Here is a 24,990-nt window from a genome sequence, read left to right on the forward strand (position 1 = left end):
AAATGAACGCGAGCGGCATCAAGCTATGGCGGCGATGGTTGCGCGCCGCGATCCGATGCTCGCACCGGGGACAGGCGATGGCCGAGTTCGCGCTGGTGCTCACGCCGTGCCTGACCCTGTTTTTCGGGATCATCAACTTCGCACTGGCGCTCTATTGCTACGACTTTGTTTGTTACAGCGCCCAGCAGGCTGTTCGCTATGCGACGGTCCATGGATCGACCGCGACGACGCCCGTGTCGGCGGCCGGCGTTCAGACTTACGTGGACGGTCTCGTCGTCGACGTGCTGAAGACGAGTTCGTTGACCGTCACCACGACCTGGGCGCCGAACAACAATCCCGGGAGCGTGGTTACCGTGGTCGTCACCTACAACTACCCGCCGCTGACGAGTTTGGTCTCCTCGGTCACCATCCCGCTCACCCGCACGGCGGCAATGGTCATCACGCAGTAGCGATACGCGTCTGCATTAGCAGCCCAGAGAAGAGCGCGGGACCTGCGGGCGCTACGCGCCCTCGCCGGGGTATGTGGACAGGGCGGGCGTTCAGGGTTCGACGCCCCATTTTCTCTTGTTCTCGGCGATCTGCTCGGGCGTCGGGTGTTCGACCTTTTTGAACGGCATCACCTTGAACTGATCCTTGATTTCGAGCAAAGCGTGGTTGAGCGCGATGTCGTCCTTGAGGACGTCGGGAACAGCCGGCTCCTCGAAAATCGCCTCCCAAGGACATTCGGGCTCGCAGGCGCCGCAATCGATGCATTCGTCGGGATCGATGTAGAGCTGGTTGGGGAATTTTTCCTTGTCGGCGCCGACGTATTCATAGATGCAATCGACGGGACACACGCTGACGCATCCGGTGTCAACGCAGTCGCGGCAAAGACGGGTAATCGTCCAAGGCATGGTTGGCAATTTCTCCTAAAATCAGTGCTTAAAAATATCTCGATCTAAAATTAGCCGCTATTGTCAAAGTATGCGACATAACCTATATCGGCACAGCGCCTTTGAAAAGAGCATCCGGGGCGAATCGCGATGGGGAACCACTGTCATCGCGCGCCAGCCGGGTTAGAATAGTCGCCGCGAGGGCGTTGGAAATCCAACAGGGGATATAAAAGATGGCAACAAATTCGAGATCAAAGATGCGCAAGGCCAGCATCGCCAAGCGCGCAGTGACCGCGACGCCGGCCGGGGCCGGCAAGGCGCCGCAGACCGGCAAGCGCGTCGAAACCGACAGCATGGGTGCGATCGAGGTCGCGTGCGACCGCTACTGGGGGGCGCAGACCGAGCGATCTCTGCTGCACTTCGCGATCGGATTCGATCGGATGCCGCGTTCGGTGGTGCGCGCGTTCGGGATTTTGAAGAAGGCGGCGGCGGAAGTTAATCGCGATCTCGGCAAGTTGCCGCCCGACAAGGCCAAGCTGGTGACCGCGGCCGCCGAAGAAGTGATCGCGGGCAAACTTGACGATCACTTTCCGCTGCGCATCTGGCAGACCGGCAGCGGCACGCAGACCAACATGAACGCCAACGAAGTCATCTCGAATCGCGCGATCGAGATGGCCGGCGGCGTGCTCGGCAGCAAAAAGCCGATCCATCCCAACGACGACGTGAACATGTCGCAGTCGTCGAACGACACTTTTCCGACTGCGATGCATATTGCGGCAGCCGAGGAAGTCACGCACGACCTGATTCCGTCGCTGCGAAAGCTGCGCGACGCGCTCGCCCGCAAAGCCGCCGAGTTCGCCGGCATCGTGAAGATCGGCCGCACGCATCTGATGGATGCGGTGCCGCTGACGCTGGGGCAGGAATTCTCGGGCTACGTCTCGCAGCTCGACTACGATTTGAAGCGAATCGAAGCGGCGCTGCCGGACTTACTCGAACTGGCGATTGGCGGCACGGCGGTCGGCACCGGGCTCAATACGCATCGGGAGTTTGCGGATCGCACGGCTGCAAAGATCGCGGCGTACACGGGGCTGCCGTTTAAGTCGGCGCCGAACAAGTTTGCGGCGCTGGCGGCGCACGATGCGCTGGTGGCGGCTTCTGGAGCGCTCAAGACGCTGGCGGTTTCGCTGATGAAGATCGCCAACGACGTCCGCTGGATGGGCTCGGGACCGCGCACCGGCCTGGGAGAATTAATCCTGCCGGAGAACGAGCCGGGCTCGTCGATCATGCCGGGCAAGGTGAACCCGACGCAGAGCGAGGCGATGACGATGGTCTGCATCCAGACGATCGGCAACGACACGGCGATCACGATGGCCGGCTCGCAGGGGAATTTCGAGCTCAACGTCTTCAAACCGATCATCATCCACAATTTTTTGCATTCGACGAAGCTGCTGGCGCATTCGTGCGCGTCGTTCAGCAAGTACTGCGTCGAAGGGATCGAGCCGAATCGCGAACAGCTACAGCGCAACGTCGCAAATTCGTTGATGCTGGTGACGGCGCTGAGCCCGCATATCGGCTACGACAACGCGGCGAAGGTCGCCAAGAAGGCTCACGCGGAAGGAATCACGCTGCGCGAGGCCACGATTGGGTTGAAGCTGCTCAAGGGAGAGGAGTTCGACCGGCTGGTGCGGGCGGACAAAATGCTTGCGCCGGAAGGCTGAGCCGGAATGCGGCTGGGGATCGTTGCTTTTGCGCTTGCAATCGTAGTCGGCGCGACGCTGTCGCCGGTAGCGGCCCACGCGGCACAAACTCCGACCGGCATCGCGACCGATCCGATCCTGCAACCGCCATTTGAAAACGGCAAACCGATCGACGTCGTGATCGGCCTGCATGTCATCAATATCGCCGCGATCGACGAAGTCAGCGAGCAGTTTCGGCTCGACGGCTACCTGTATGCGCGATGGATCGACCAGCGGCTCGCCCATGCCCCGGAGGGACCTGACGACCGGATGCGCAGCTACGCGAATGGGCAGATCTGGGTGCCTCAACTGGAGATGATCAACGCCGCGGCTCCCCGCTCGCGCAGCGAAATCGCGATCATGGTAAGCCCGGACGGCACGGTGAGATACGCGGAGCGCTTCAGCGCAAGCCTGTCGTCGAAGTTCGACCTGAGACGCTTCCCGTTCGATCAGCAGCGGCTGATAGTCATCATCCATCCCTTCCTGGTGGACGGACCGCGGATGAAGTTCCGTCAGGACGAAACCTCGACGTGGACCGCCAGCGAATTCAAGACCTACTCCTCGCTGGCGCAGTGGCATCTGACCTCGATGCACTCGGAGCTGCTTATCGCGCCGACCTACGGCGGGCTCACCATGCCGGAAGCCAGGTTCGAAATCGACGTCGAGCGGCGCTCGAGCTTCTATTTGTGGAAAGTGTTCCTGCCGCTGCTGCTGATGGTGTTTTTGTCGTGGGCGGTCTTCTGGATCGAGGAGAACGACCTGTCGAACCAGGTCCAGGTCGCGGTCACGACGATTCTGACTGTGATTGCGTTCGCGTTTGCGATCTCCGCGACGATGCCGCGGCTGCCCTACCTGACGTACATCGATGCGTTTTTCCTGGAGTGCTACATCTATGTTTTCCTTGCGGTGGTGGAACTGATGACGGTCCACGTGACGCATCGCTCGGAGGCGCGGCGCGATTTGGGGATGCGGATTCGCAGGTACTCGCGATGGGTGATCCCGGCGTCGTTCGCGGTGACCAACGTCATCATCGCGGTGCATTTCCTGGGGTGGTAGGAACGCGCGGCGGCTTACATCCTGAAGACGCCGAAGCCGGGGTGCTCGGAAATCGGCGCGTTCATCGAGGCCGCGATCCCCAGCGCCAGCGCAGCGCGCGTTTCGACGGGATCGAGCACGCCGTCGTCCCATAACCGCGCGCTCGAGTAATAGACGCTCGACTCGATCTCGTACTTGTCGAGCGTGGGACGGAGAAATTCCTTTTGCTCCGCGTCGGTCATCGTGGCGCCTTCGCGTTTCAACTGATCGAGCTTGACCGTGAGCAGCGTGTTCGCGGCTTGTTCCCCCCCCATCACCGAGATCCGCGCGTTGGGCCACATGAAGAGCAATCGCGGCGAGTAGGCGCGCCCGCACATCCCGTAATTTCCGGCGCCGTTGGACGCGCCGATGATCACGGTGAACTTCGGGACCTGCGCGTTGGCGACCGCGTTGACCATCTTGGCGCCGTCCTTCGCGATGCCGCCCTGTTCGTAGCGTTTGCCGACGATGAAGCCGGTGATGTTTTGCAGGAAGAGCAGCGGGATGCGCCGCGCGCAGCACAATTCGATGAAGTGGGCGGCCTTCAGCGCGGACTCGCTGAACAGCACGCCGTTGTTGGCGACGATGCCGACGGGATAGCCGTAGATTCGGGCGAAGCCGGTGACGATGGAGGTGGCGTAACGCGCCTTGAACTCATGCATCCGGCTCCCGTCAACCAGCCGCGCGATCACCTCGCGCACGTCGTAGGGCCTGCGCGTATCGACCGGGATGATGCCGTACAGTTCGGCGGGATCGTAGTGCGGATCCTCGGGGGTGTCCTGCCCGATCGCGGCGGCGGTGCGAGGGCCGAGATTCTCGAAGATCGCGCGCGCAATCTGGAGCGCGTGGTCGTCGTCGTCGGCCAGGTGATCGCTGACGCCGGAGAGTCGCGTATGCACGTCGCCGCCGCCGAGATCCTCGGCGCTGACCTCCTCGCCGGTTGCGGCGCGCACCAGAGGCGGACCAGCCAGGAAGATCGTCCCCTGGCCGCGGACGATGACGTTCTCGTCGCACATCGCGGGCACGTAGGCGCCGCCGGCCGTGCAACTGCCCATCACGACCGCGACCTGCGCCAGGCCGATCGCGGACATCCGCGCCTGGTTGTAAAAGATGCGCCCGAAGTGATCCTGATCGGGAAAAATCTCGGACTGCATCGGCAGGAAGGCGCCGCCCGAATCGACCAGATAAACGCATGGGAGCATATTCTCGATCGCGATTTGCTGCGCGCGGAGATGCTTCTTCACGGTCATCGGAAAATATGTGCCGCCTTTGACGGTCGCGTCGTTGGCGACGATGACGGTCTCGCGGCCATGGATTCGACCGATGCCAGTGATGATGCTCGCGGACGGCGAGTCGCCGTCGTACATCCGAAACGCGGCCAGCGGGGACAGCTCGAGGAACGGACTGCCGGGGTCGAGAAGTTTTTTGACGCGATCGCGCGCGAGCAACTTGCCGCGTTCGACGTGGCGCTCGCGAGCGGGAGCGGGACCACCCAGGCGAATCCGCTCGATTTCGTCACGCAGGCGCTTGACCAGCGAGTCCATGGCGTCGCGGTTGCGGCGAAACTCTTCGGAGTTGGCGTTCAGCTGGGATTCTATCCGATCCATTTGAGTATCCTTGATGCCTGCGGACCAAAGTTGGGCTAGATATTAGCCTGAGGGCCGGGCCAATAGGCAAAAAGCCGGGCGGCTCCGATGCGATGCGAGAACGCGATCTGAAAGCGCTCGAGTTCGACAAGGTGATTCACCTCGTGATGGAGTTTTGCGCCTCCGAGCCGGGGCGCGAGGCAACCGCCGCACTGCGCCCGTCGATCGACGCGGTCGAAGTGCGCCGCCGGCTTGATTCGACGGCCGAGATGGCCGGGCTGAGATCGCATGCCGGCTCGATCCCGATAAGCGAATTCACCGATCAGCGGCCGTACCTGCTGGCGGCGGCGCGCGCGGGTGCGATCCTCGGCGGCGAAGCGCTGGTGAAAGTGCGCGATTTCATCGTGGGGGCGCGCCACGTCGGCGGCTTCATCCGCTCACGCGTCGAGCGCTTCCCGCATGTCGCGGCGTTGGTGCATAACCTGCTCGCGCCAAAGGAACTGGCCGACGCGATGCTCGGTGCGCTGGCTGACGACGGTGGAATCCTGGACGACGCAAGCCGCGAGCTGAAACGTCTGCGCAGCAGGCTGCGCGACGAACGCGCCGAACTCGAAGCGCGCCTGCTGCGCTCGCTCAACGCGCCGGGCATGGAGTCATTCGTATCCGATTACATCGTGACGATTCGCAATCGACGCTTCGTGCTGCCGATGAAGCTGAACTACGCGGAACGGTTCGAAGGAATCGTTCAGGACCGCAGCGTTTCGGGCGAGACGCTGTTCGTCGAGCCGATGTGGGCCGTCGAGCTGAACAACCGGTTGATGATGCTCGAACGCGAAGCGGAGGCGGAAGAAACACGAATCCTCGCGCGGCTGACGGCGATGGTCGGCGGATACGCGCCGGAACTGCAACTCACGTTCGACGCGATGGTGGCGCTCGACGCGCTCAACGCGCGCGCGATTTTCGCCGAGCGATTTCGATGCGTCGAGCCGGAGCTGGTGGACGAGGGAATCGATTTTATCGGCGCGCGGCATCCGCTGCTGATGACCAGCGGCCGCGAGGTGATCCCGATCGACGTGAAAATCGGGGCCGGACAGCGCGGGATAGTCATCTCGGGGCCGAACACGGGCGGCAAAACGGTCGCGCTCAAGACGGTCGGGCTGCTGTCGCTGATGGCGCAGGCGGGGATGCTGATTCCGGCGCTCGCCGGCAGCAAGGCGACGGTTTTTCGCAGCGTGTTCGCCGACATCGGCGACGAACAGTCCATCGAATCCAACCTGTCGAGCTTTTCAGGGCATATCGCAAACTTGTCGGAGATAATCAGATCGCTGGTCGAGCCGGCGCTGGTCATTCTCGACGAGCCGGGCGCCGGCACCGACCCCGCCGAGGGCGCGGCGCTCGCGATCGGCCTGATGAACCATCTCGGGACGCGGCGCTGCATGCTGGCGATCGCGACGCATTCGACCGCGGTGAAGCTCCACGCATACTCGCAAGCCGGGTTCGAGGCCGCCGCGGTGGATTTCGACGCCGAGCGCCTGGAGCCGTTGTATCGCCTGAAACCGCACACGATCGGGCAGAGTTACGGACTCGCGGTCGCGCGCAGGCTCGGACTGCCCGAGGAAATAATTCGCGCCGCCGAACAATCGATGGGCGCCGGGACCCTCGAGCTCACCGACGCGCTGAAAAGATTGGACGGCGAGCGCGCCAAGCTGAATGCGCAGGCCGAAAAATTGCGCGAGCGCGAGGCCGGCCTAGCTCGCATCGAGCAGGAAGTACTTCAGAGCGCTGAAAAAACGCGCGAGCGCGGCGAGCTGGAACGCAAGCGGCTGCGCGCCGAAGTCGCGGACCTGATCGAGGAGATCAGGCGCGACGGTGCGGCGCTGATGGATGAGTTGAAAACCCGGACGAAATCGCGCACCGACTTGAAGGGGTTCATCACGAAAGCGGCGGCGAAACTCGAGAGCCTCGCGCCGGCTGCGGAAGACAAAACCGGACCCCGGTCCGATGCGCCGCTCAAGGTCGGGGATAGCGTCGAGATAGGCGACATCCGCGGCGAATTGATCGTGCTCGAATCGGGACGTGCTGTAATCAGCCGGGGCGGCCTGAGGATCGAAGTCGCGCCCGAGCGGCTGCGCAGGGCGGCGGCGAGCGCGCCGGAAAATCGCCCCGCGCGGACCAAGGCGGCGACCGTCACCTTCAACGTCGAGGGCGGGGAGCGCAACGAGTTGAACCTGATCGGGATGCGAACTACGGACGCGCTGCGCAAGCTCGAGGAATTTCTCGACACCGCATTCCTGACCAATCGCGCGGAGGTGCGGATTATCCACGGGATTGGATCGGGCGCGCTAAGGAAAGCGGTGACGGAATACCTGGGCACGTCGCCGTATTGCGCGTCGTTCCGCGGCGCGGAACCGCATCACGGCGGCGCGGGCGCGACGATCGTGCAGATGAATTTGTAGGCGGCGCGCGCTAGAAGAATTTCCTCCACCCTAATTGCCGCCGAGAAATTTTCCCAATCCTCCCGGAAGTCCCTTCTTGCCAAAAATTTTACCGAGGTACTTCTGCCCCTCCGACTGGACCGCGTGAGTTGCAGCGCGACTGGCAAGTTCCGTCATGTTGGGCAGGACCTTCGGCTTTGGCAATTGCCCGACGATTTGCAGCGGGACGTCGATTTGTCCGTCCGGATTCGCGATGAACGCGACCGCCTTCTTCTGCTCGATCAGCTCCTTGCTGAATTGCGGCGAGAGCACGATTCGCGCCGCGAGATCGATATTTTTGTCCATGTCGAACCATCCGTCGCCGAGCAGATTGTAATCCACCGTTTGCACCTTGATGTCGTGCGACGTAATTCGCGGACCGGCGAGCACGAAGCTCAGACTCGCAAGCTGGATGTCGGTGTCGGGGTTGCTGAACAGCTCGGGATGGTTCTTGACGACCCGATCCGGAACCAGACTGCCGATAGCTGGCAGTTTCTGCACCTTCTTGAGCGCCTGACCGCCGATGTTGACGCCGACCAGCTTGCCGTCGGTCAGCGTCAGCTTGCCGTCACCCTTTAGCGTGGGCTTCATCTCATCGAAGCTGCCGGTCTTTCCGGTGACGTTGATGTTTCCACCGAGCGACCCGCGAACAGTCCCGGCGGCCTTGGAATTTTGCGCGTCGAGTGCCTGCTGAAGATTGAGATGGGAGAAACTGATCGACGCCGTCATCGGCGCCTCCGCCTCGAGCCGCGTGTCTCCCGTCGCGACGATTTCGCCCGAAAATGCCTTTAACTTGAGCAGGGACACCCGGGCGAGTTTGCCCGCCAGCGACAGCGACACGTTCAGGTTCTGGTATGGGACGTCGGCGAGGTTGCCCGATGGCGACGTGATTTCGGAATCGACGACCGGACCCGTCGCCGGAGCAATCGAGGCAGCGCCCTTGGCAAAAAGCTGGTTGATCACCTCGTCCGGCGGCCGCGAGGGCGCGAGATCGGCCAGATGAACCTGGGCCGCATTCAGCTCATAGCTCATGACCAATGGCTGAAACTGACCGACATGCGACTTCAACGTTGCCTGCGACTCGCCCATGTTGAATGTCAGCGGGCCAACGTCGGCGCTGGCGCCGGTGAGCTTGATGTTACCGCCGAGACGGTTCAGCGGCGGCACTTCCTGATCGGGGATGGACAATCCGACATCGGCGAGCGCGACCGTGCCGTCCGCCGACACTTTACCGCCCGTGATCGCCACGTCGGTATGAATCTCGGTCCTGCCCTCGAGGCTGTATTCGCGGAGTGCCGGGATCATGTTCGCGATCGAAGCGACATCGAAGTTGTTGGTATCGATGCGGGCCGCGGTCGTGGCGCCCCCGACTTTAATGTTGGCCACCTTCGCTTCGAGGTCGCCGAGAGTGACATTGGCGAGCGTCACGCCGGCCGCAGAGCCTGTCCGCGAACCTTCGGCGGATATCTTGAGCGGCAGGTCGGCGGGCTTTTTAAACGTGTCGCCGAAGGCGATTGCGGGCGCGCTCAAATCGCTCGAGACGTTGAATTTGATCGATTGAACAGTGCCGTCGGCGGAGGCGGCGAAGCTGAACGGGTCGGAAATCGAAAGGTTCGGCGGGATGGCTCTCGCGAGCATCGGGATCGTTTCGAGTTGCGTCAGTAGAATCGGGCCGACCTTGGCCGTGCCCGACAGCGCAATCGCGTCGAGGTCGATGGCGCCGTTGTTGATTAGAGGCCCAATCGTCGCGGAGAGGTCGAAATTCTGCTGGTCGGCGAGTGCGGCGAAGGTGAGCGCGACGGTGAAGGGCGCCAGAAAGCCGAAGTCGCGGACCTTGAGGTCGATCGCGTTGACGGTGGCGGCTTGCGGCGCACCCTGCGTCTCAAAAGTCAAAGTGCCGTCATTGACCGTGAAATTCTGCACGAACAGCGAGCCCAGCGTCGAAGGCGCCCGGCCCGATTCGGCCATCGGCGAGCCTCCGATCGTGCCCCTGCCCTTCTTGCGCTTGCCTTCGCCCGACTCCTCTTCGGTGACGATTTTTTTCCTGCCGAGCGTGGAGACGTTGAGAGTGCCGTCGCGAGTCTGAACGATTCGGATTACCGGCTGGTCGAGCACGACTTCGGTGACTTCGATCCGGCGCGCCAGCAGCGGTATCAGTTCCAGCCGGGTGTAAACGTTGCTCGCCTCGATGAAGGGCTTTTTCGAGATGTCGGGGTCGTCCGCCACCTGGACACCGGTCACGTCGGCGAGGATTCCCCAGCCGAGGCTCACTTTGATGTCGTCGATGTGAACATTGCGACCGAGCGCGGTGCTGACCTTGTCCAGGATGGGCTGGCGGCGCTCGGCGATGATCGAGTTGAGGTTGGCCGCGGCATAGAAGAAGATCGCGCCGGCGAAAATCACGACGGCCCCGACAATTGCGGCGGCGGCTACAATGACACGACGCATATGAGGGTCCTCACATCAGGCAACTTCGAGTGGTTCGCGACACGCCGGCAAGTGTAGTCGATGCGCGCCGAACGCGCATCATTCGCGCAGACGATTTTCCTGTCCGATCGCTTCAGATCGCGTCCGCGGTTTGAACCGCATTGCGTCCTCGGCGTAGTCTGTTTAGCCGTGCACGTATCCCGGACCTGCGGCTCCTTCCGATGGCAAAAAAGCGAAAGCATCGCCGCCAAGATGACGAGCGAGACGGCGAGCGAAGGCCGCCGGCGCCCGCGCGGGTCTTTTCGTCGCCATTCAAAGACCTGAAGAAAATGCTCGCCGAGCGAGAGGTGTCGCCTTCGCCCCCGGCAATCAAGCCCAAGCCCGCGACGCCGCCCGTGCCGGTCGTCGAAAAACCCGCGCAACCCGCGGATGACTTACATGACGACTTGCTCGACGACGAGTCTTTCCTCCGCCGGGCGTTCGAGGGCGTGCGCCCGCTGAATAGCAACGGCCATCGCAGGTCGCGGATACCTCTTGAACCTCCCGTGACTCACACGATCGTCGATGAGGACGCGGAGGTAGTCGCGCAATTGTCGGACCTGGTATCGGGACAGGCGCCCTTCGACATCACCGAGTCGGACGAATACCTCGAGGGATACCGCGTCGGACTGGACCCGCGGCTGGTCTCACAGCTTCGCCGCGGCGAGTTCGCCGTGCAGGCGCATTTCGATATGCACGGCATGATCCAGGGCGCCGCCAAGCAAGCGCTCAAGGAGTTCATCATCGCCTCGATTCGCAAGGGGCTGCGCACTGTGCTGGTCGTGCATGGACGCGGACTGCGATCTCCCGGCGGGCATTCTGTCCTCAAGCACGCGTCTGCCGGATGGCTCTCGCATGGCGCCATCGGCGGGCACGTGTTGGCATTCACGACCGCCCGCCCTGCCGACGGCGGCGCCGGAGCGACGTACGTGTTGTTGAAGCGTGAAAAAAGCCGCGCGCCGTTCGACATTCTGCAGGGCGCCAAGCGCCGCGGATAGCCAACAAAAAAAGAAACGGGGCCCGCTCGGGCCCCGCTGTCACTACGACATTGACATTGTCCGAGTCGGTAATCGCTAGATCTTCGCCTGCAGGAAGAATGCGATCACGAGCGCGTACAGGGTCAGCGCTTCGATGAACGCGAGGCCGATGATCATCGGCACGAAGATCTGACCGGCGCTGTTCGGGTTGCGCCCTATGGACTCCATCGCGGAGGCCGCCATCCTGCCCTGGGCAAGCGCGCTGCCGAACGCCGCGATACCGATGCCGATATTCGCGGCGATTGCGATCAGGCCGTCCCGAAGCGGCGCGCCCGATCCTGCGGCCCCTGCCGCCTGCTGCGCCATCGCCAGCAGGGGAGATGCGAGGATGGCCATCCCGGCCATCGTCATTACAGTTCCAATCCGTCGTAACATTTTGTCGATCCTCCTTCTTTTTCGCGCGCCCTGGGTGCCGCAGCCGGCCGCATCTCTTCCTCTACCACCACAATTTTCGGGCGGAATCCCTGGCGCGAAAAATCCTCTGCTAATGATCGTGACTCGCGGCGAGTCGAACGTAACTCATCGATAGAACCACGAAGATGACCGCCTGGATCACGCATACGATCGAGCCGAGCGCATAGAATGCAAGCGGTACGACGAGCCACGTCAGCCCGGTGAAAATGCTGAGCACGGTATGGTCGGCAAACATGTTGGCGTAAAGACGAATGCCGAGCGAAAAAGGACGGAACAGATTGTCGGCCAGCTCGATCGGCATCATCAGCACCGCCAACGGCAGATATGGGCCGAGAAAACTTCTCAGATACCGGACGCCCTTCGAGGCGAAGCCCTGGTAGATGTAATAGCCGAAGCAGACGATGCCGAGCGCGAAGGTCAGGTCGGAGTCGGCGGTAGGAGGCTCCATCCCCGGTATCAATCCGAAGAAGTTGGCGAACAGGATGAACATGAAGATGCATCCGAAGAACGGGACCATCGCGCGCGACCCGTGCATCTCGGTGACTTCACTCACGAAACTGTCGAGCCATTCGACGATCATCTCGGAGACCGAGCGGATGCTGATCCCTTCATCAGGGATTAGCGGGTCGGCAACGCCGGCAATCGACGCTCGCGCGATAAATCCAAACACGATGAGGATGCCCATCACGATCCAGGTGCCGATTAGCACCTCGGGGATCCTGCCGCCACCGATCAGTTCGAGGAAATTTACCGACTTTTGCAAGAAGATTTCTCCGCCGACGCTGATTCAGGCGGCGCCGCGAACCGAAGCCCGCCCGGTTTCAATAATGATAGCCGCCATCTGAGTCAAGACGCCGACGCCAAAGCCCATCCCGTCAACTCGCGCGCGGGTGAAAACAAGATAGACCAGACCGACGATGATCAGCAGCTTCAGCGGAAGCGCAAGCATGCCTAACTTGGCGGCCACGCCGGAAATTCCGGCGCCGGACGCAGCCAGGATAAGGCCGCCGAGCACCGACAAGATCCATAAATTTGCGATCACTACTGCTCCCCCCAGGATGCATCCCACTGCCACGGACATCGAGGCGAACAAAGCGAGAATCGCGGCGCTGACCACGACGAGGATGACGTTGGTGCGCTGGATCGACAAAATCGTCGGCGTTGACCACGAGAACATGAATCAAGACTCCCGGTTCTCGCGCTGAAAGAGAGCGAGTTCCTGGATCAGCCGGTAGAAGCCGATGAAGACCCCGAGCAGGAACATCACGAGCGTCAGCCAGGGGTCGGTGTGAAAGTAAAGATCAAGGTAATGCCCGATAATTGCGCCCGCGACCATCGGCCACGCGAACTCGAAGCCGATCGCGGCGAACCGCATCATTCTGCCGGGGCTTAGCGCCATCCCGGTCTTAAGATTTCCCTCGCGCGAGATCGCCGAGAGATTCGCGAGCGGCGGCAATAGTGCGGTCGATGTCGGCATTGGTATGCGCGGTGGAGATGAACATGGCCTCGAACTGCGACGGCGGTATATTTATCCCGCGATCCAGCATCCCGTGGAAGAACTTCGCGAATTTGCCGGAGTCGCACGCGCGAGCCTCGTCGGCGTCGCGTACGCGCTCGGGACCGATGAACATCGTCAGCAAGGACCCTGCGCGGTTGACGCATCCCGACTCGCCATTTTTTTTCACTGCGTCGCGCAGTCCGGCTTCAAGGCGCGCGCCGGCGGCGTCGAGCGCGGCGTACGGATTGGTTTCCTTTAGAATCGAAAGCGTTTCGAGTCCGGCGCGAACCGAAATCGGATTTCCCGACAACGTTCCCGCCTGATAGACCGGACCAACCGGTGCGAGCAAGTCCATGATCTTGGCCGGGCCGGCGACTGCACCCACCGGCATGCCGCCGCCAATTATTTTCCCGAGCATGATGAGGTCGGGCGCGATGCCCATGCTTTCAGCAACCGATCCGAAGCAGAGTCTGAACCCGGATATAACCTCGTCACAGATCAGAAGAGCGCCGTTGTGGTGCGCGATTTCGGCGAGAGCTTTCAGCGAGCCGGGGTCGGGATTTACGACGCCCATGTTGGCGGCGACCGGCTCGACGATCACGGCGGCGATTTTGTCAGGCGCAGCGCGGAATAATCCTTCAACTGTTTCAATCGAGTTATATCGCGCAACCATCGTCATCGCGGCGAGCGCCGATGGAACGCCGGCGCTGTCGGGTTGACCAAAAGTCATACTGCCTGAACCTGCGCGCACCAGCATCGAGTCGCTATGCCCGTGATAGCATCCGTCAAACTTCATTATGTTCGGACGCCCGGTCGCCGCGCGCGCGATCCTGAGCGCGGTGAGGCCGGCTTCCGTTCCCGAACTGACAAGTCGGACTTTTTGTGCGCATTTGATCGCCGATGAGATCAATTCCGCGAGCTCGACCTCCAGGCGCGTCGGCGCGCCGAAGCCCAGACCAAGCCGCGCCTGCTCGGCGATGGCTTGGGTGACGCGCGGATGGGCATGTCCGAGGATCGCGGGGCCGTAGGAGCAAACGTAATCGAGAAAACTGTTTCCATCGGCGTCAATCAAAGTCGCGCCGCTGCCACTCTCGATGAAAATCGGCTGCGCGCCGACGGCCTTCCACGCGCGAACGGGAGAATTCACCGCACCAGGAATCTTAACACTGGCGCGATGGAAGAGTTCATCTGATTTTTTGCGTGATGTCATCGCGATTCTCCCGAGGATCCAGCGCTATCAAAAAGTTTTTTTTACGATCGCGACGAAAAATTCGATTGCACGCGTCACCGTGAGACAAAATTGCGACGCGACGCGAAAAATTGAGGTCGCGCGCGATGGCTTCCAGAGCGGATTTGCGCGATCGCACGATCCGCGCGAAATTTCGCGCACGCGGCGCGCGATCGCTCGCGACAAAAATTTCCTTTTCGATCCGCGCGCATAGCGCCAAAATTTTTTCCGCGCTTGTTCTCACCGCGAAATAAGTTTATCACGTTGCCTTGGCCGCACACTTTTTATTTCCAAGAACCATTTTCCGATGAAAGGGTTCGCTCGCGGCGCGTTGGATATGCCTTTGAAGCGCGTGTATATCGCTTGCATTCTCGGTCAGACTTTCAAGCTCAACAAAACCGATCGTAACCCGGACAAGTTGATAGTCCGGCGTGGAGCACGGTCAAATTGTCGGCTGCAAAAAGGGAAATCGGGCTTATCCACAGATGTGGATAAGCTTGTGCGTAATTCGCGCGGCATTTGATGTTGCGCGCTAGTTCCGGAGCATGGTGGGTGCTCCGGGTTTGGCAGGGGGAAACGATATGAATGGTTTGTGGCAAAGGGCCGCTGACCGCATCCGCGATGAGCTGGGGCAGGTCGGCTATGAGACGTGGATTGGGCCTCTCAATTTTGTCGCTCATCAAGGATCGACCGTCACAATCGAGGCGCCCAATCGGTTTTTCCGCGATTGGATCAACGAACGTTACCTGAGCATGATGCGCGCGGCGCTGTCAAAGGAGGCGGGCGAGGAAATGGAGGTGCGGCTGACTCTCGGCGAAAATGCTGCCGTGGCGACGCCGCCGCAACGCCCAACCAATGGCCATGCCGACGGCCATGCAAATAGCAATGGCAAGGCGACCGCGGCGAATCGTGCGACTGCGGCAGCCGCGCCGCGTGGAGATCGGCATCCGACCCTCAACTCGCGCTACAGTTTCGCGGAGTTCGTGGTCGGATCGGCCAATCAGTTCGCGCATGCGGCGGCGCTGGCGGTCGCCAACCAGCCGGGCGAGAAATACAACCCGCTCTTCATTTATGGCGGGGTCGGCCTCGGCAAGACCCACTTGGTGACCGCAATCGGGCACCATATCTGGGCCAGCGGCGATCGGCCGAGGAAAGTTCTGTTCATGCCGGCCGAAATTTTCATGAACGAGATGATCAATTCGTTGCGCCGCGACAAGATGAACGAGTTTCGCGAGAAATTTCGCCGCGTCGATACGTTGATCCTCGACGACGTGCAGTTCCTGGCCGGCCGCGAGCGCACCCAGGAGGAATTCTTCCATACTTTCAACGCGCTTCACGCCGAGCGGCATCAGATCGTCCTGACTTCGGACAAAGTTCCCCGCGAAATCCCCGGGCTCGAGGACCGGCTGCGCAATCGGTTCGAGTCGGGATTAATCGCGGATATCGCCCCGCCCGACCTCGAGACGCGCGTGGCGATCGTGCAGAAAAAGGCGGTGCTCGATAATCTGCGGCTGGCGCCGGAAGTCGCGATGTACATCGCGCAGAGTGTCTCGTCGAACGTGCGCGAGCTGGAGGGATGCCTGACGCGGCTGGCGGCGCTGGCCTCGTTCAACCAAGCGGCAATCACGGTGGACTTTGCGCGGCAGGCGCTGCAGGATCTGATTCGCAATCACGACGCGAAGCCCGACGTCGAATCGATCCAGAAGACGGTTGCGGATTTTTTCCATATCCGCCTTGCGGAATTGAAGTCGAAAAAGCGCACCCAGCACATCGCGTTTTGCCGTCAAGTGGCGATGTATCTGTGCCGCAAGCTGACTGACAGCTCGTTTCCGACGATCGGCGAGCATTTCGGGCGCGATCATTCGACGGTGATTCATGCACACAACCTGATCATGCGGCGCGTGACCAGCGATCCGGCATTTCGGCTCTCGATCGAGAAAATCGAGCGCGAGCTTAAATCGATTCGCGCCAATGCCGCGTGAGTCGATGTGGAGGAGGCTGTGGAGGAAGTGGGCATAAGGCGATCGATATCGACAGGGCCGGTGCGCACAAGGCCGGCCCTGTCGGTCAGCCGCTTTTCCGCTGACAGCTTTTCAGCGGCGGATCGGCTTTCATTTTCGGGCGCTTGCGTGATCAATCAACAAATCCACAACTCCTACTATTACTGCTATTCTTTTTTAGAGATCTAAGATCCAGGAACAGGAGACGGGCTAACAATTCATGGGACTCTCCATCGAGCGCGCTTCGCTGCTTAGCGGTTTGGGACTGGTGCAGGGCATCGTGGAACGGCGCACGACGGTTCCGATACTCGGCCATGTTCTGATCGAACCCGACGGAAATGCGCTGACTTTGAGCGCAACTGACCTCGAAGTCGGAATCCGCACACAGGTTGCGTGTTCCGGCAAGGAAAAAAGCCTCACGCTCAACGCGCGCAAGCTTTTCGAAATCGTGCGCGAGACCGAAGGCGATGAAGTCGCGCTGACCTCGCTCGACAACGATTGGGTCGAGCTGAAGTGCGGCCGGGCGAAGTTCAAAATGATGGGCCTGGATCCGCGCAGCTTCCCTGCCATGCCAAGTCAGAGCGCCGGCAAGGACTCAACGCCGGCAAAGAAACAACTGAAGGCTGAATTGACGATTCCGGCCGCTGTGCTGGCCGGGATGATCGACAAGACGATTTTCGCCGTCAGTCCGGATGAAGCCCGCTACAACCTGAGCGGCGTGTTCGTCGAATCCAACGCTCCGGGATCGGCGCGGATGGTCGCGACGGACGGCCATCGGCTGGCGATGATCGAGCGCGAAATACCCGGATTCAGGATGGAGACCGGCGCGATCATTCCGCGAAAGGGACTCTCGGAACTGCGCAAAATTCTGGATGAGAGCAGCGACGCCGAAGTGCGGTTGAACCTCGAAGGTCAGCTCGCATACCTGAAGCGCGGGACGACCGAAATCTCGATGCGGCTGGTCGAGGGCGAATTCCCCGATTACCGCGGCGTCATCCCCAAGCAGTCGAGGTACAAGATTACCGTCAAGCGGGATCTGCTGTTCGCGGCAATCAAGCGTGCGGCAATTTTCTCAAGCGAACGTTATCACGGCGTCAAATTCGCGCTGTCGGCCGGGACGCTGACGGTTTCATCGACGAGTCCGGAAACCGGTGAAGCAAGCGAGTCGCTCGACGTCGATTTCAAGAGCGAAGAATTCGCGATCGGCTTCAATGCAGCATACGTGCAGGACGCGCTGGGCGTAATTCCGCCGGGTAACGATTCGACCGTGGAGCTCGGGCTGAGCGATGACGTCAGCCCGGGCGTCATCAGGACGGAGTCGGATCAGCAGTACACGTACGTCGTCATGCCGATGCGATTGTGACGCGCGCTTGCTATGGCGCGCTGCCGACCCGGACCAGCACGACCTTATTTCGGTAATTGTAGTCGGTCTCCCACGGATATGACGCCTCGCCAAGCTCGACGGTGGTGGGAATGTCGAGCTTGGGCATATCGCGCCGTCGAACAATCATCCATCGGACGCTCCCCTTGACGATCGCATCCTGCAGATCCTGCTTCTTTTCGAACTCGGGGATTGGCTTTGGCGGATTGAGATAGAACAGCGGCCCCTCAGTCTTGAACAGCACGAGCCGGTCGGTCGAACCACCAATCTTGTTCAGGACCGCGTAGCCGAAGGGCTTTTCACCGCGATAAGCCTCCGCCGCAGGCATCGCGAAGATATAGATGTAAACCATCGCAAGATACGCGATTGCGCCCAAGGAAAGTGCCACGCGATCGGGGCTGAATTTGCGAATCGTGTACACGACGGCGGCGATCGATACGACCCAGAAAACGATGAAGGCGGGCTTGGCGGGCAGGTCCGGGAGCGCATCGTAGGGACTGGGAAGAATCGCCCAGGCAGGAATCAGCAGAACAATGCTGGCGAGCGCGGCCAACGCGACGATCGCGTAGCCGATAGTCAGCAGACGCCGGGCGATCATCGAGCGCAATTCGCCTGGATACGCGAGCGTTCTGGCGACCAGGATCGCCGCGGCGGGCAGAATCGGAAGAATGTAGTAGCTGCGGCGCGATCCCGAGACAGTGAAAAATATGAAGGTCGCCCAGAAATAAACCAACGCAAATCGATCCGCGCGAGCAGGCTCGGCTCCGGCATGACGCAGGCTGTGCGTTTCTACCAGGGCCGCGGGCAACAGCGCTGACCACGGGGCCATCAGAGCGAAGATGACGTAGACATACAGGTACATAGGTCCGCGATGGTCGAAGGGGTGGAAAAACCGCACCACGTTCTCGCGATACACCATCTCGAGGCCCTTTTCAGAGTCCATCAGGCGCGACGAGATTTGGAAGGGCAACCCGTAAACCAGCGCGCCGAACGCGATGCCGACGACAGTGTACCAGTTGAAGAACCATCGATTGCGCTCGACGAGCCATCGTATCCGATCAACGAGAGGGCCACGGGAAATCGCCGAAAAAAAAGGGACAACTCCGTCGCGCAGGCATGAATACACTCCAATCACCAATAGCGGCAGCGCGAATCCGAGCAGACCTTTGGTGAGCGAAGTCGCCGCCATGATTAGCCATAGGCCGACAACCCACAATCCACCGCCGCGCTCCTCGTTGTGATTGAAGAGCAGCAGTGCGGCTAGTTCACCGGTGAGCGTTTCGACGTCGGCACTGGCGTGGCGCGAAAAGAATACGAAGCTGAAGCTGGTCGCGAGGATGACGCCGCCGAGTATCGCGGTGCGAGCGTCGTAGAGGCGTCGCACTAGCAGCATCAGTATCGCCACTGCCAGCAGGCCAGCTATCGCGCAGGGCAGGCGCGTGGCAGCCTCGTTGAGGCCGCCTGTGAACGGTGTCGAAAAAATAACGAGCCAGTAGGAGCCGAGCGGCTTGTCGTAATAGACGCGACCGTTGATCGTCGGCCAGAAGTAGTTGTGCGTCACGAGCATCTCTCGCGCGATTTCAGCCCATCGGAATTCCGAGGACCACAGCGCTCGCGCACCCAGGCGGGCGAAGAAGAGAATCGCGGCGAGAATGAGGACGCATCCGGCGCGCAGGCGGAATCGCGAATCGTTTCCGTTGCGGGCCGGGTGCTGCAATGCGGCAGGGTTGCGTGATGCGGAAGCGGAGACCATAGCAGCGAATTGTAACTGGCGCGCTCGATACTCTGCCATACGGTGACTCGCTCGGAATGACAGAGCGTGGGCAGGCAGATAGGATGAAACAAGATTCATGAGCCAGGCCAACAATCCCGAAGGTCATTCCGGCCGCAAGCCGAACCGGTTAATTAACGAACAAAGTCCGTACCTGCGCCAGCACGCGTACAATCCGGTCGATTGGCATGCGTGGGGTCCGGACGCGCTTGCGCGCGCGAAGGCGGAGAACAAGCCGATCATGCTGTCGATCGGCTACTCGGCCTGTCATTGGTGCCACGTGATGGAGCGGGAGTCGTTCGAGAACGACGCGATCTCGCGGCTGATCAACGAGAACTTCATTCCGATCAAGGTCGATCGCGAGGAGCGGCCTGATCTCGATCAGATTTACATGGATGCGGTGCAGCTAATGACTGGGCGCGGCGGATGGCCGCTCACGATGTTCCTGGCGCCGGACGGACGGCCGTTTTTCGGCGGGACCTACTACCCTCCGGAAGACCGGCATGGGATGCCCGGATTTCCGCGCATCCTGGCTGCGGTTTCGCACGCGTATCGCGATGGCGCCAAGGAAGTCGCCAACAATCTCGAAAAGCTGACCGAGGCGCTCGGCGCGCTCACCAACTACGTCCCCACCGGCGGCGACTTAAAGCCGGGACTGGCGGCGGAATCGGCGCGCGCGCTCGCCGCGCACTACGACAGCATCAACGGCGGACTGGGCCAGGCGCCGAAATTTCCCAACACGTTCGTGTTCTCGCTGTTTCTTCGCGTGCACGCGGCCGACGGCGACGAGGCGATGGCGGAAATGGTTCGGCACACGCTTTCGAAGATGGCGCGCGGCGGAATCTACGACCAAATCGGCGGCGGATTCCATCGCTACAGCGTCGATGAGCGATGGCTCGTGCCGCACTTCGAAAAAATGCTCTACGACAACGCGCTGCTGGCGCGGCTGTATCTCGACGCCGGCCGCGCGTTGAATGAGCCGGAGTTTCTTGGCGTCGGGCGCGAAATCTTCGATTACGTTTTGCGCGAGATGACGAGTCCCGAGGGCGGCTTCTACGCCGCGCAGGATGCGGACAGCGAGGGCGAGGAAGGAAAGTTTTTCATCTGGACGCCCGAGCAGGCCGACGCCGTCCTTGGTCCCGAGCTCGGCGCGATAGCGGAGCGCTATTTCGACATCACGATCGAAGGCAACTTCGATGGCGCAAATATTCCGCATCGCACGATCGATCTCGCCGACGCCGCGCGGATGTTCAAGGTTTCGGAAGACGACATAGCGTCGAAGATTCGCGAGATCCGCGGCAAACTGTTCGCGGCTCGCGAACAAAGGGTGAAGCCGGGCCGCGACGAAAAGATTCTGGTGGCGTGGAACGCGATGATGATCGGCGCCTTCGCGGAGGGATATCGCGCGCTGCACGAGCGGCGGTATCTGGAAGCGGCGGAGCGCGCGGCCGATTTCATGATGGCGTCGATGTGGGACGGGCGCGCGCTCAAGCGGTCGTTCAAGGACGGCGTCGCGCGGCACAATGCCTATCTCGAAGACTATGCGCAGTTGGCGGGCGCGATGCTCGACCTGTACGAAGCGTCGCTCGACGCGAAATATCTGGCGCACGCGCGAAAGCTCGCCGGTGTGATCCTCGAGCGATTTATCGACAAGGAAAAGGGTGGATTCTTTTTCACCTCGGACGATCACGAAGCACTGATCACCCGCTCCAAGGCGGCTTTCGACGGCTCGACGCCGTCGGGCAACAGCGCTGCCGTGATGGCGCTTCTCAGGCTGCACGGCTACACCGGCGAGGAGCGCTACCGGGTCGAGGCGGAGCGGACGCTCAAGTTGTTTCGCGAATTTATCGAGAAGCAGCCGTTCGGGTTCTCCCACATGCTCGAAGCGGTCGACCTTTACCAGCGCGGGCCGACCGAAGTTGTGATTATCGGCAACCGCAACTCCCTGGAACTGCTCGAATGGACGGAGCGGCTCGGCCTCATATATGTTCCGAATCTTGCGATCTTCTTTTTCGTTGCGGACAATGCCAATGGCGACGCTCAAACCGGCTTCATCCCCGAGCAGGTGCGCGACAAGCGGCAAATCGACGGTCATGTGACTGCTTACGTATGCCGCGAGCACACGTGCACACCGCCGATTACGACGTTCAAGGATCTTCAAAAGGAATTGGTCGACTAGCTCGGGCGATGGACCGCGACGCGCGCGACTTTACCACGGCTGGCGCAAAGCCGACGCCGTATTTCCCGCCGATCGTCGTGAATCGTGCGGCGCGCCGTCGGCCGCAAGCGCGGCTGCGAGTTGTGCTGCTCAACGCGGCCGGCGGGCGAAAGTTCCACGAAATCGCGGCGTGTCTCAAACGTCCGCAGCTCCAGGGCGCCGATCTGATCCTGCTATGCGAGGTCAATACGAGAATCAAGCGGAAGCCAGGCCGTGACCTTGCGACGGAACTCGCCGAGGCGCTCGAAATGAGCTGCGCATATAATCGCCAGTTCGGTCTGATACCTCCGGGCAGCGAAAGCGAAATCGTTTCGTACATGGGCAATGCGATCCTGAGCGCCGTGCCGTTCGAGGAGGTGGCCGCCGTCGCGCTGCACGAGCCGCCCACTCCCATGGTATGGCCCAGAAGCATGCGGGACTGGTCGCGCGTGGGCGCGCCAACGGGATTGGTCACCAGAGTGAAATTCGGTGGCGAAGAGTTAACTGCCGGCGTCGCGCATCTGCACAGCCGCTGCACGCCCGCCGAGCGTGCGCTCCAGATGGCGAGTTACCTGGAGTCGTTCCCGGCGGCAGGCCGCGCGATTTTCGGCGGCGACCTGAATACGACGACCACTGAGCTGTCGAGCCGGGCCATGATGTTGGCAACGGCGTGGCAAATGATCACCAATCCGGACAGGTTCCACGCGCCTGAGGCATACGAGCCCTTGTTCGATCATCTGCGAGAGCGCGGACTCGAGATCGACGGCGCCAACGTGGCCAATCGCGCGACTTTCACTTTTTCCGGACTGATACCGCGATCGATGAGGCCAAAACTCGATTGGCTGGCAGTCCGCGAGCTTCGTCCGATCGCGGGAACCGCGGCAGTCGTCCCGCCGCGGTCTTCGATTTTGCGGCGCCGCGCCTCCGATCACGATTTCGTGACGGTCGATCTCGAACTGTAATCGCGACGCGAGCCAGTGAAATACTCTCGTTGTGCTACGCAATCTCCGACGGAGGTGCGAGCGCGCCACGCGCTCTCTCATAAGCGGCGGCCACGCGAATTACTTCGGACTCTCCGAACGGACGGCCGATTACCTGCATCGCAATAGGCAGTCCGTCAGGCGAAAGACCGGTGGGAATAGCTATTGCGGGTTGACCGGTCGAATTGAAGGGCTGCGTGAAGCGCAGAATCGCCGCGACGACATCCACCCGGTCTTCGCGCGCTTCCAGGATTTGAGTAGTGCCGATTTTGGGCGCGACGATAGCACTGGCCGGTGCGACCAGCACGTCGCGATCGGCCAGCACCGCGATCGACTCGGCCAGCGTGCGCGCACGGGCGCGCTGGGCGCGGATGTAGCTGGTGGCGGTCGTCATCATTCCGATCTCGAGTATGCGGCGAACGTCGTCGCCGTAGTCCTGGGGACGCGTGCGCATCCAATCTTCGTGAATCTCGAGCGCCTCGGCCCAGGTGATGATGCCGTTCATGACGCCGGCCAGCGGGAGCGAGGGAATCGTCACGTGGTCAACGGTCGCGCCGAGCGATCGCAGCGTCTCGAGCGCGGCATTGAACGAGCGCGCGACGTCGTCGCTCAGCCCGTCGTTAAGTTCGCGAATCACGCCGATGCGCATGCCGGAGATTTGGCCGTCGAGGCCGGCTGAGAAATCGGGTACGCGCTCGCGGCTCGAGGTGGAATCGTTGCGGTCGGCGCCCGCGATTATCTGCAACATCATCGCGGCGTCGCGAACCGTGCGCGTGATCGGGCCGACGTGATCGAGCGTGTAGGCCAGCGGCAGGACGCCGTAGCGGCTGACGCGGCTCCAGGTCGGCTTCAGCCCGACGCATCCGCAAAGCGCTGCGGGAATGCGAATCGATCCGCCGGTGTCGGTGCCGATGGTGGCGGCGGCGCTGCGCGCGACGATCGCAGCGGCCGCGCCGCCGCTCGATCCGCCGGGGATTCGGTCGAGCGCGTACGGATTGCGGACGGTTCCCCAGTGCGGATTCGACGACGTGATTCCGTAGGCGAACTCGTGCAGGTTGAGTTTGCCGAGCAGCACGGCGCCGGCGCGCTTGAGGCGCGTCCACACGGTCGCGTCATGGTCGGGTTTGAAATCGGCGAGGATTTTCGAGCCGCCGGTGGTGCGAAGCCCCTTGGTGTACACGAGATCCTTGAGCGCGATCGGAACGCCATGTAATGGTCCCCGCCATTTTCCGGCGGCGAGTTCGGCCTCGGCTTTTTTCGCGGCCTTGCGCGCGAGCGTATCGGTGACGGTGATATAGGCGCGAAGCGATCCGTCAGTTTGTTCGATTCGGGCGAGGTACGCCTCGGTCAGCTCGACCGGTGAAATGTCGCGCGCGCGCAGCTTGCCGGACAGAGTAGCTACATCGAAATCGAGTAGTTCCTGAAATGGAATGGACATCGGAATAAATCCTCGAAGTGAGTATTGAAGTGGTATTACGACCTGGCTTTGGCAAGGCGGGCCGCTTCGGCCAACAGCACCGGATAGCCGAAGGGCGGCTCGATCCCGGCAAGACCGATCGCCCCCAGGTGTCCGGCGAGCGTGAGCATCGCGCCCGCACTGTGCGCGATTGCATCCGCGTCGGCGTCGGAGATTTCGTAGCCGTACAGATCGCGCATTACCTGTTTGACGGTTTGGCCGGTAACCAGTGGCATAGTGTCTCTCCTATTCGGACGATTCCAGTTTGTGCGCCGATTCGACTATCAAGTCGTACACAGGGCGCGCGTCTTCAAGCGCGATTAGCCGGTAGCACTCGGGCCATCCGATCCAATCCGGCGGGACCGAAGGGTTCGTGAACGGCAGATATTTTAATTGATAAATCCGGTCACTGGGAGCGCGTAATTCTATATCGCGGTAGATGCGCCGGATGCGGAGTTGCGGAGTGTTCAGCCGGTCAAGCAGAACCGCCGCCATCTCCGGCTCTCTCAGTCCGGACACGATGATCACGCGTTGATTGGTGACGCCGTAAAACGTTTCCGACAGATAGGAATGGAAGACGATCGCCTCCGCGATCAAAACTCCGACCAGCACCGCCAGCAGAATTGAATTGGTGTCAGCACGCTCGGCAAGACCGGAGTCGAGCGGGATCGAACGCAACACGAGCGCGGCGATTCCAACCAGTATAATCGCGCCCGCGCGCCATCGAAGAGCGCTCGTATCATGCGGGCGTCCGCACCAGAGCAGCTCCTCGCGCGCGAGCAGATGCGGAGTGACGACGGCTGCCGCCTCAGGATCCATC

21 protein-coding genes are annotated in these 24,990 nt (G+C 61.4%); 9 read left to right on the forward strand and 12 right to left on the reverse strand.

Annotated elements, in window-relative coordinates; translation table 11 throughout:
• The first annotated feature begins 2 nt into the window (after positions 1 to 2).
• A complete protein-coding gene (locus ABR989_RS10945) occupies positions 3 to 449 on the forward strand; it encodes a TadE/TadG family type IV pilus assembly protein (RefSeq protein WP_428128375.1) in 447 nt (148 codons plus the stop codon).
• A gap of 90 nt (positions 450 to 539) precedes the next feature.
• Here ABR989_RS10945 and ABR989_RS10950 read toward each other — a convergent pair whose 3' ends face one another.
• Positions 540 to 893, reverse strand: a complete 354-nt coding sequence (locus tag ABR989_RS10950; RefSeq protein ID WP_428128377.1) for a 4Fe-4S dicluster domain-containing protein — start codon at positions 891 to 893, stop codon at positions 540 to 542.
• A 212-nt stretch (positions 894 to 1,105) separates the two neighbouring features.
• Between ABR989_RS10950 and fumC the strand changes: the two genes are divergently transcribed.
• Together fumC and ABR989_RS10960 are read left to right on the forward strand one after the other, a co-directional pair.
• Positions 1,106 to 2,590 (forward strand): class II fumarate hydratase, encoded by a 1,485-nt coding sequence (fumC, locus tag ABR989_RS10955; RefSeq protein WP_428128379.1) that lies wholly within the window; start codon positions 1,106 to 1,108, stop codon positions 2,588 to 2,590.
• 6 nt (positions 2,591 to 2,596) lie between these two features.
• Entirely contained in the window at positions 2,597 to 3,664 is a 1,068-nt protein-coding gene (locus ABR989_RS10960) for a ligand-gated ion channel (RefSeq protein ID WP_428128380.1), read from the forward strand.
• Between the two features lie 14 nt (positions 3,665 to 3,678).
• Here ABR989_RS10960 and ABR989_RS10965 read toward each other — a convergent pair whose 3' ends face one another.
• A complete protein-coding gene (locus ABR989_RS10965) occupies positions 3,679 to 5,289 on the reverse strand; it encodes a carboxyl transferase domain-containing protein (protein WP_428128382.1) in 1,611 nt (536 codons plus the stop codon).
• Positions 5,290 to 5,381: 92 nt separating this feature from the next.
• Here ABR989_RS10965 and ABR989_RS10970 point away from each other — a divergent pair, with 92 nt between their 5' ends.
• Entirely contained in the window at positions 5,382 to 7,724 is a 2,343-nt protein-coding gene (locus tag ABR989_RS10970; protein WP_428128384.1) for an endonuclease MutS2, read from the forward strand.
• 30 nt (positions 7,725 to 7,754) lie between these two features.
• On the opposite strand, the gene ABR989_RS10975 is transcribed toward ABR989_RS10970, so the two are convergent.
• Positions 7,755 to 10,190, reverse strand: a complete 2,436-nt coding sequence (locus ABR989_RS10975) for an AsmA family protein (protein WP_428128386.1) — start codon at positions 10,188 to 10,190, stop codon at positions 7,755 to 7,757.
• 200 nt (positions 10,191 to 10,390) lie between these two features.
• Between ABR989_RS10975 and ABR989_RS10980 the strand changes: the two genes are divergently transcribed.
• A complete protein-coding gene (locus ABR989_RS10980; protein WP_428128388.1) occupies positions 10,391 to 11,206 on the forward strand; it encodes a Smr/MutS family protein in 816 nt (271 codons plus the stop codon).
• Between the two features lie 75 nt (positions 11,207 to 11,281).
• Here the strand turns inward: ABR989_RS10980 and ABR989_RS10985 are convergent, their stop codons facing one another.
• The 5 genes from ABR989_RS10985 to hemL all read right to left on the reverse strand — a co-directional run bounded on the left by ABR989_RS10985 (position 11,282) and on the right by hemL (position 14,367).
• Positions 11,282 to 11,620, reverse strand: a complete 339-nt coding sequence (locus ABR989_RS10985; protein WP_428128391.1) for an ATP synthase F0 subunit C — start codon at positions 11,618 to 11,620, stop codon at positions 11,282 to 11,284.
• A gap of 109 nt (positions 11,621 to 11,729) precedes the next feature.
• Positions 11,730 to 12,422, reverse strand: a complete 693-nt coding sequence (gene atpB / locus ABR989_RS10990) for a F0F1 ATP synthase subunit A (RefSeq protein ID WP_428128394.1) — start codon at positions 12,420 to 12,422, stop codon at positions 11,730 to 11,732.
• A gap of 24 nt (positions 12,423 to 12,446) precedes the next feature.
• On the reverse strand, positions 12,447 to 12,836 hold the full coding sequence (locus ABR989_RS10995) for a hypothetical protein (RefSeq protein WP_428128396.1): 390 nt from the start codon (positions 12,834 to 12,836) through the stop codon (positions 12,447 to 12,449).
• A 3-nt stretch (positions 12,837 to 12,839) separates the two neighbouring features.
• Positions 12,840 to 13,136, reverse strand: coding sequence for an AtpZ/AtpI family protein (locus ABR989_RS11000; RefSeq protein ID WP_428128398.1), 297 nt, complete (start codon positions 13,134 to 13,136; stop codon positions 12,840 to 12,842).
• Positions 13,066 to 14,367, reverse strand: coding sequence for a glutamate-1-semialdehyde 2,1-aminomutase (gene hemL, locus ABR989_RS11005; RefSeq protein ID WP_428128400.1), 1,302 nt, complete (start codon positions 14,365 to 14,367; stop codon positions 13,066 to 13,068). The genes ABR989_RS11000 and hemL overlap by 71 nt, the downstream gene beginning before the upstream one ends.
• Positions 14,368 to 14,966: 599 nt before the next feature.
• Here hemL and dnaA point away from each other — a divergent pair.
• On the forward strand, positions 14,967 to 16,367 hold the full coding sequence (dnaA, locus tag ABR989_RS11010; protein ID WP_428128403.1) for a chromosomal replication initiator protein DnaA: 1,401 nt from the start codon (positions 14,967 to 14,969) through the stop codon (positions 16,365 to 16,367).
• Between the two features lie 238 nt (positions 16,368 to 16,605).
• Positions 16,606 to 17,748, forward strand: a complete 1,143-nt coding sequence (dnaN, locus tag ABR989_RS11015) for a DNA polymerase III subunit beta (protein ID WP_428128406.1) — start codon at positions 16,606 to 16,608, stop codon at positions 17,746 to 17,748.
• A 10-nt stretch (positions 17,749 to 17,758) separates the two neighbouring features.
• Here dnaN and ABR989_RS11020 read toward each other — a convergent pair whose 3' ends face one another.
• Positions 17,759 to 19,558: an ArnT family glycosyltransferase gene (locus ABR989_RS11020; RefSeq protein WP_428128409.1), complete on the reverse strand. Its 1,800-nt coding sequence runs from the start codon at positions 19,556 to 19,558 to the stop codon at positions 17,759 to 17,761.
• A gap of 58 nt (positions 19,559 to 19,616) precedes the next feature.
• Here ABR989_RS11020 and ABR989_RS11025 point away from each other — a divergent pair, with 58 nt between their 5' ends.
• Positions 19,617 to 21,716, forward strand: a complete 2,100-nt coding sequence (locus ABR989_RS11025; RefSeq protein ID WP_428128411.1) for a thioredoxin domain-containing protein — start codon at positions 19,617 to 19,619, stop codon at positions 21,714 to 21,716.
• Between the two features lie 8 nt (positions 21,717 to 21,724).
• Complete coding sequence (locus ABR989_RS11030) at positions 21,725 to 22,696, forward strand: endonuclease/exonuclease/phosphatase family protein (protein ID WP_428128414.1); 972 nt, start codon at positions 21,725 to 21,727, stop codon at positions 22,694 to 22,696.
• A gap of 34 nt (positions 22,697 to 22,730) precedes the next feature.
• Here the strand turns inward: ABR989_RS11030 and ABR989_RS11035 are convergent, their stop codons facing one another.
• Genes ABR989_RS11035 through ABR989_RS11045 form a run of 3 tightly spaced genes read right to left on the reverse strand, consistent with a single transcriptional unit; the run spans position 22,731 to position 24,989 of the window.
• Complete coding sequence (locus ABR989_RS11035; protein ID WP_428128416.1) at positions 22,731 to 24,152, reverse strand: amidase; 1,422 nt, start codon at positions 24,150 to 24,152, stop codon at positions 22,731 to 22,733.
• Positions 24,153 to 24,187: 35 nt separating this feature from the next.
• The gene (locus tag ABR989_RS11040) at positions 24,188 to 24,406 is read right to left on the reverse strand and encodes a hypothetical protein (protein WP_428128419.1); all 219 of its coding nucleotides are present in this window, start codon (positions 24,404 to 24,406) and stop codon (positions 24,188 to 24,190) included.
• A gap of 10 nt (positions 24,407 to 24,416) precedes the next feature.
• A complete protein-coding gene (locus ABR989_RS11045) occupies positions 24,417 to 24,989 on the reverse strand; it encodes a hypothetical protein (RefSeq protein WP_428128421.1) in 573 nt (190 codons plus the stop codon).
• Position 24,990 lies beyond the last annotated feature (1 nt).

Origin of the sequence: Binatus soli (SeqCode), from assembly GCF_050015535.1 — a bacterium.
In the GTDB taxonomy this organism is placed as follows: Bacteria; Desulfobacterota; Binatia; order Binatales; family Binataceae; genus Binatus; species Binatus soli.

Excerpts from the sequence above, each read along its gene's own strand:
- ABR989_RS10945 (WP_428128375.1), top strand. The coding sequence starts at position 3 with ATGAACGCGAGCGGCATCAAGCTATGGCGGCGATGGTTGCGCGCCGCG.
- ABR989_RS10950 (WP_428128377.1), bottom strand. The coding sequence starts at position 893 with ATGCCTTGGACGATTACCCGTCTTTGCCGCGACTGCGTTGACACCGGA.
- fumC (WP_428128379.1), top strand. The coding sequence starts at position 1,106 with ATGGCAACAAATTCGAGATCAAAGATGCGCAAGGCCAGCATCGCCAAG.
- ABR989_RS10960 (WP_428128380.1), top strand. The coding sequence starts at position 2,597 with ATGCGGCTGGGGATCGTTGCTTTTGCGCTTGCAATCGTAGTCGGCGCG.
- ABR989_RS10965 (WP_428128382.1), bottom strand. The coding sequence starts at position 5,289 with ATGGATCGGATAGAATCCCAGCTGAACGCCAACTCCGAAGAGTTTCGC.
- ABR989_RS10970 (WP_428128384.1), top strand. The coding sequence starts at position 5,382 with ATGCGAGAACGCGATCTGAAAGCGCTCGAGTTCGACAAGGTGATTCAC.
- ABR989_RS10975 (WP_428128386.1), bottom strand. The coding sequence starts at position 10,190 with ATGCGTCGTGTCATTGTAGCCGCCGCCGCAATTGTCGGGGCCGTCGTG.
- ABR989_RS10980 (WP_428128388.1), top strand. The coding sequence starts at position 10,391 with ATGGCAAAAAAGCGAAAGCATCGCCGCCAAGATGACGAGCGAGACGGC.
- ABR989_RS10985 (WP_428128391.1), bottom strand. The coding sequence starts at position 11,620 with ATGTTACGACGGATTGGAACTGTAATGACGATGGCCGGGATGGCCATC.
- ABR989_RS10995 (WP_428128396.1), bottom strand. The coding sequence starts at position 12,836 with ATGTTCTCGTGGTCAACGCCGACGATTTTGTCGATCCAGCGCACCAAC.
- ABR989_RS11000 (WP_428128398.1), bottom strand. The coding sequence starts at position 13,136 with ATGCCGACATCGACCGCACTATTGCCGCCGCTCGCGAATCTCTCGGCG.
- hemL (WP_428128400.1), bottom strand. The coding sequence starts at position 14,367 with ATGACATCACGCAAAAAATCAGATGAACTCTTCCATCGCGCCAGTGTT.
- dnaA (WP_428128403.1), top strand. The coding sequence starts at position 14,967 with ATGAATGGTTTGTGGCAAAGGGCCGCTGACCGCATCCGCGATGAGCTG.
- dnaN (WP_428128406.1), top strand. The coding sequence starts at position 16,606 with ATGGGACTCTCCATCGAGCGCGCTTCGCTGCTTAGCGGTTTGGGACTG.
- ABR989_RS11020 (WP_428128409.1), bottom strand. The coding sequence starts at position 19,558 with ATGGCAGAGTATCGAGCGCGCCAGTTACAATTCGCTGCTATGGTCTCC.
- ABR989_RS11025 (WP_428128411.1), top strand. The coding sequence starts at position 19,617 with ATGAGCCAGGCCAACAATCCCGAAGGTCATTCCGGCCGCAAGCCGAAC.
- ABR989_RS11030 (WP_428128414.1), top strand. The coding sequence starts at position 21,725 with ATGGACCGCGACGCGCGCGACTTTACCACGGCTGGCGCAAAGCCGACG.
- ABR989_RS11035 (WP_428128416.1), bottom strand. The coding sequence starts at position 24,152 with ATGTCCATTCCATTTCAGGAACTACTCGATTTCGATGTAGCTACTCTG.
- ABR989_RS11040 (WP_428128419.1), bottom strand. The coding sequence starts at position 24,406 with ATGCCACTGGTTACCGGCCAAACCGTCAAACAGGTAATGCGCGATCTG.
- ABR989_RS11045 (WP_428128421.1), bottom strand. The coding sequence starts at position 24,989 with ATGGATCCTGAGGCGGCAGCCGTCGTCACTCCGCATCTGCTCGCGCGC.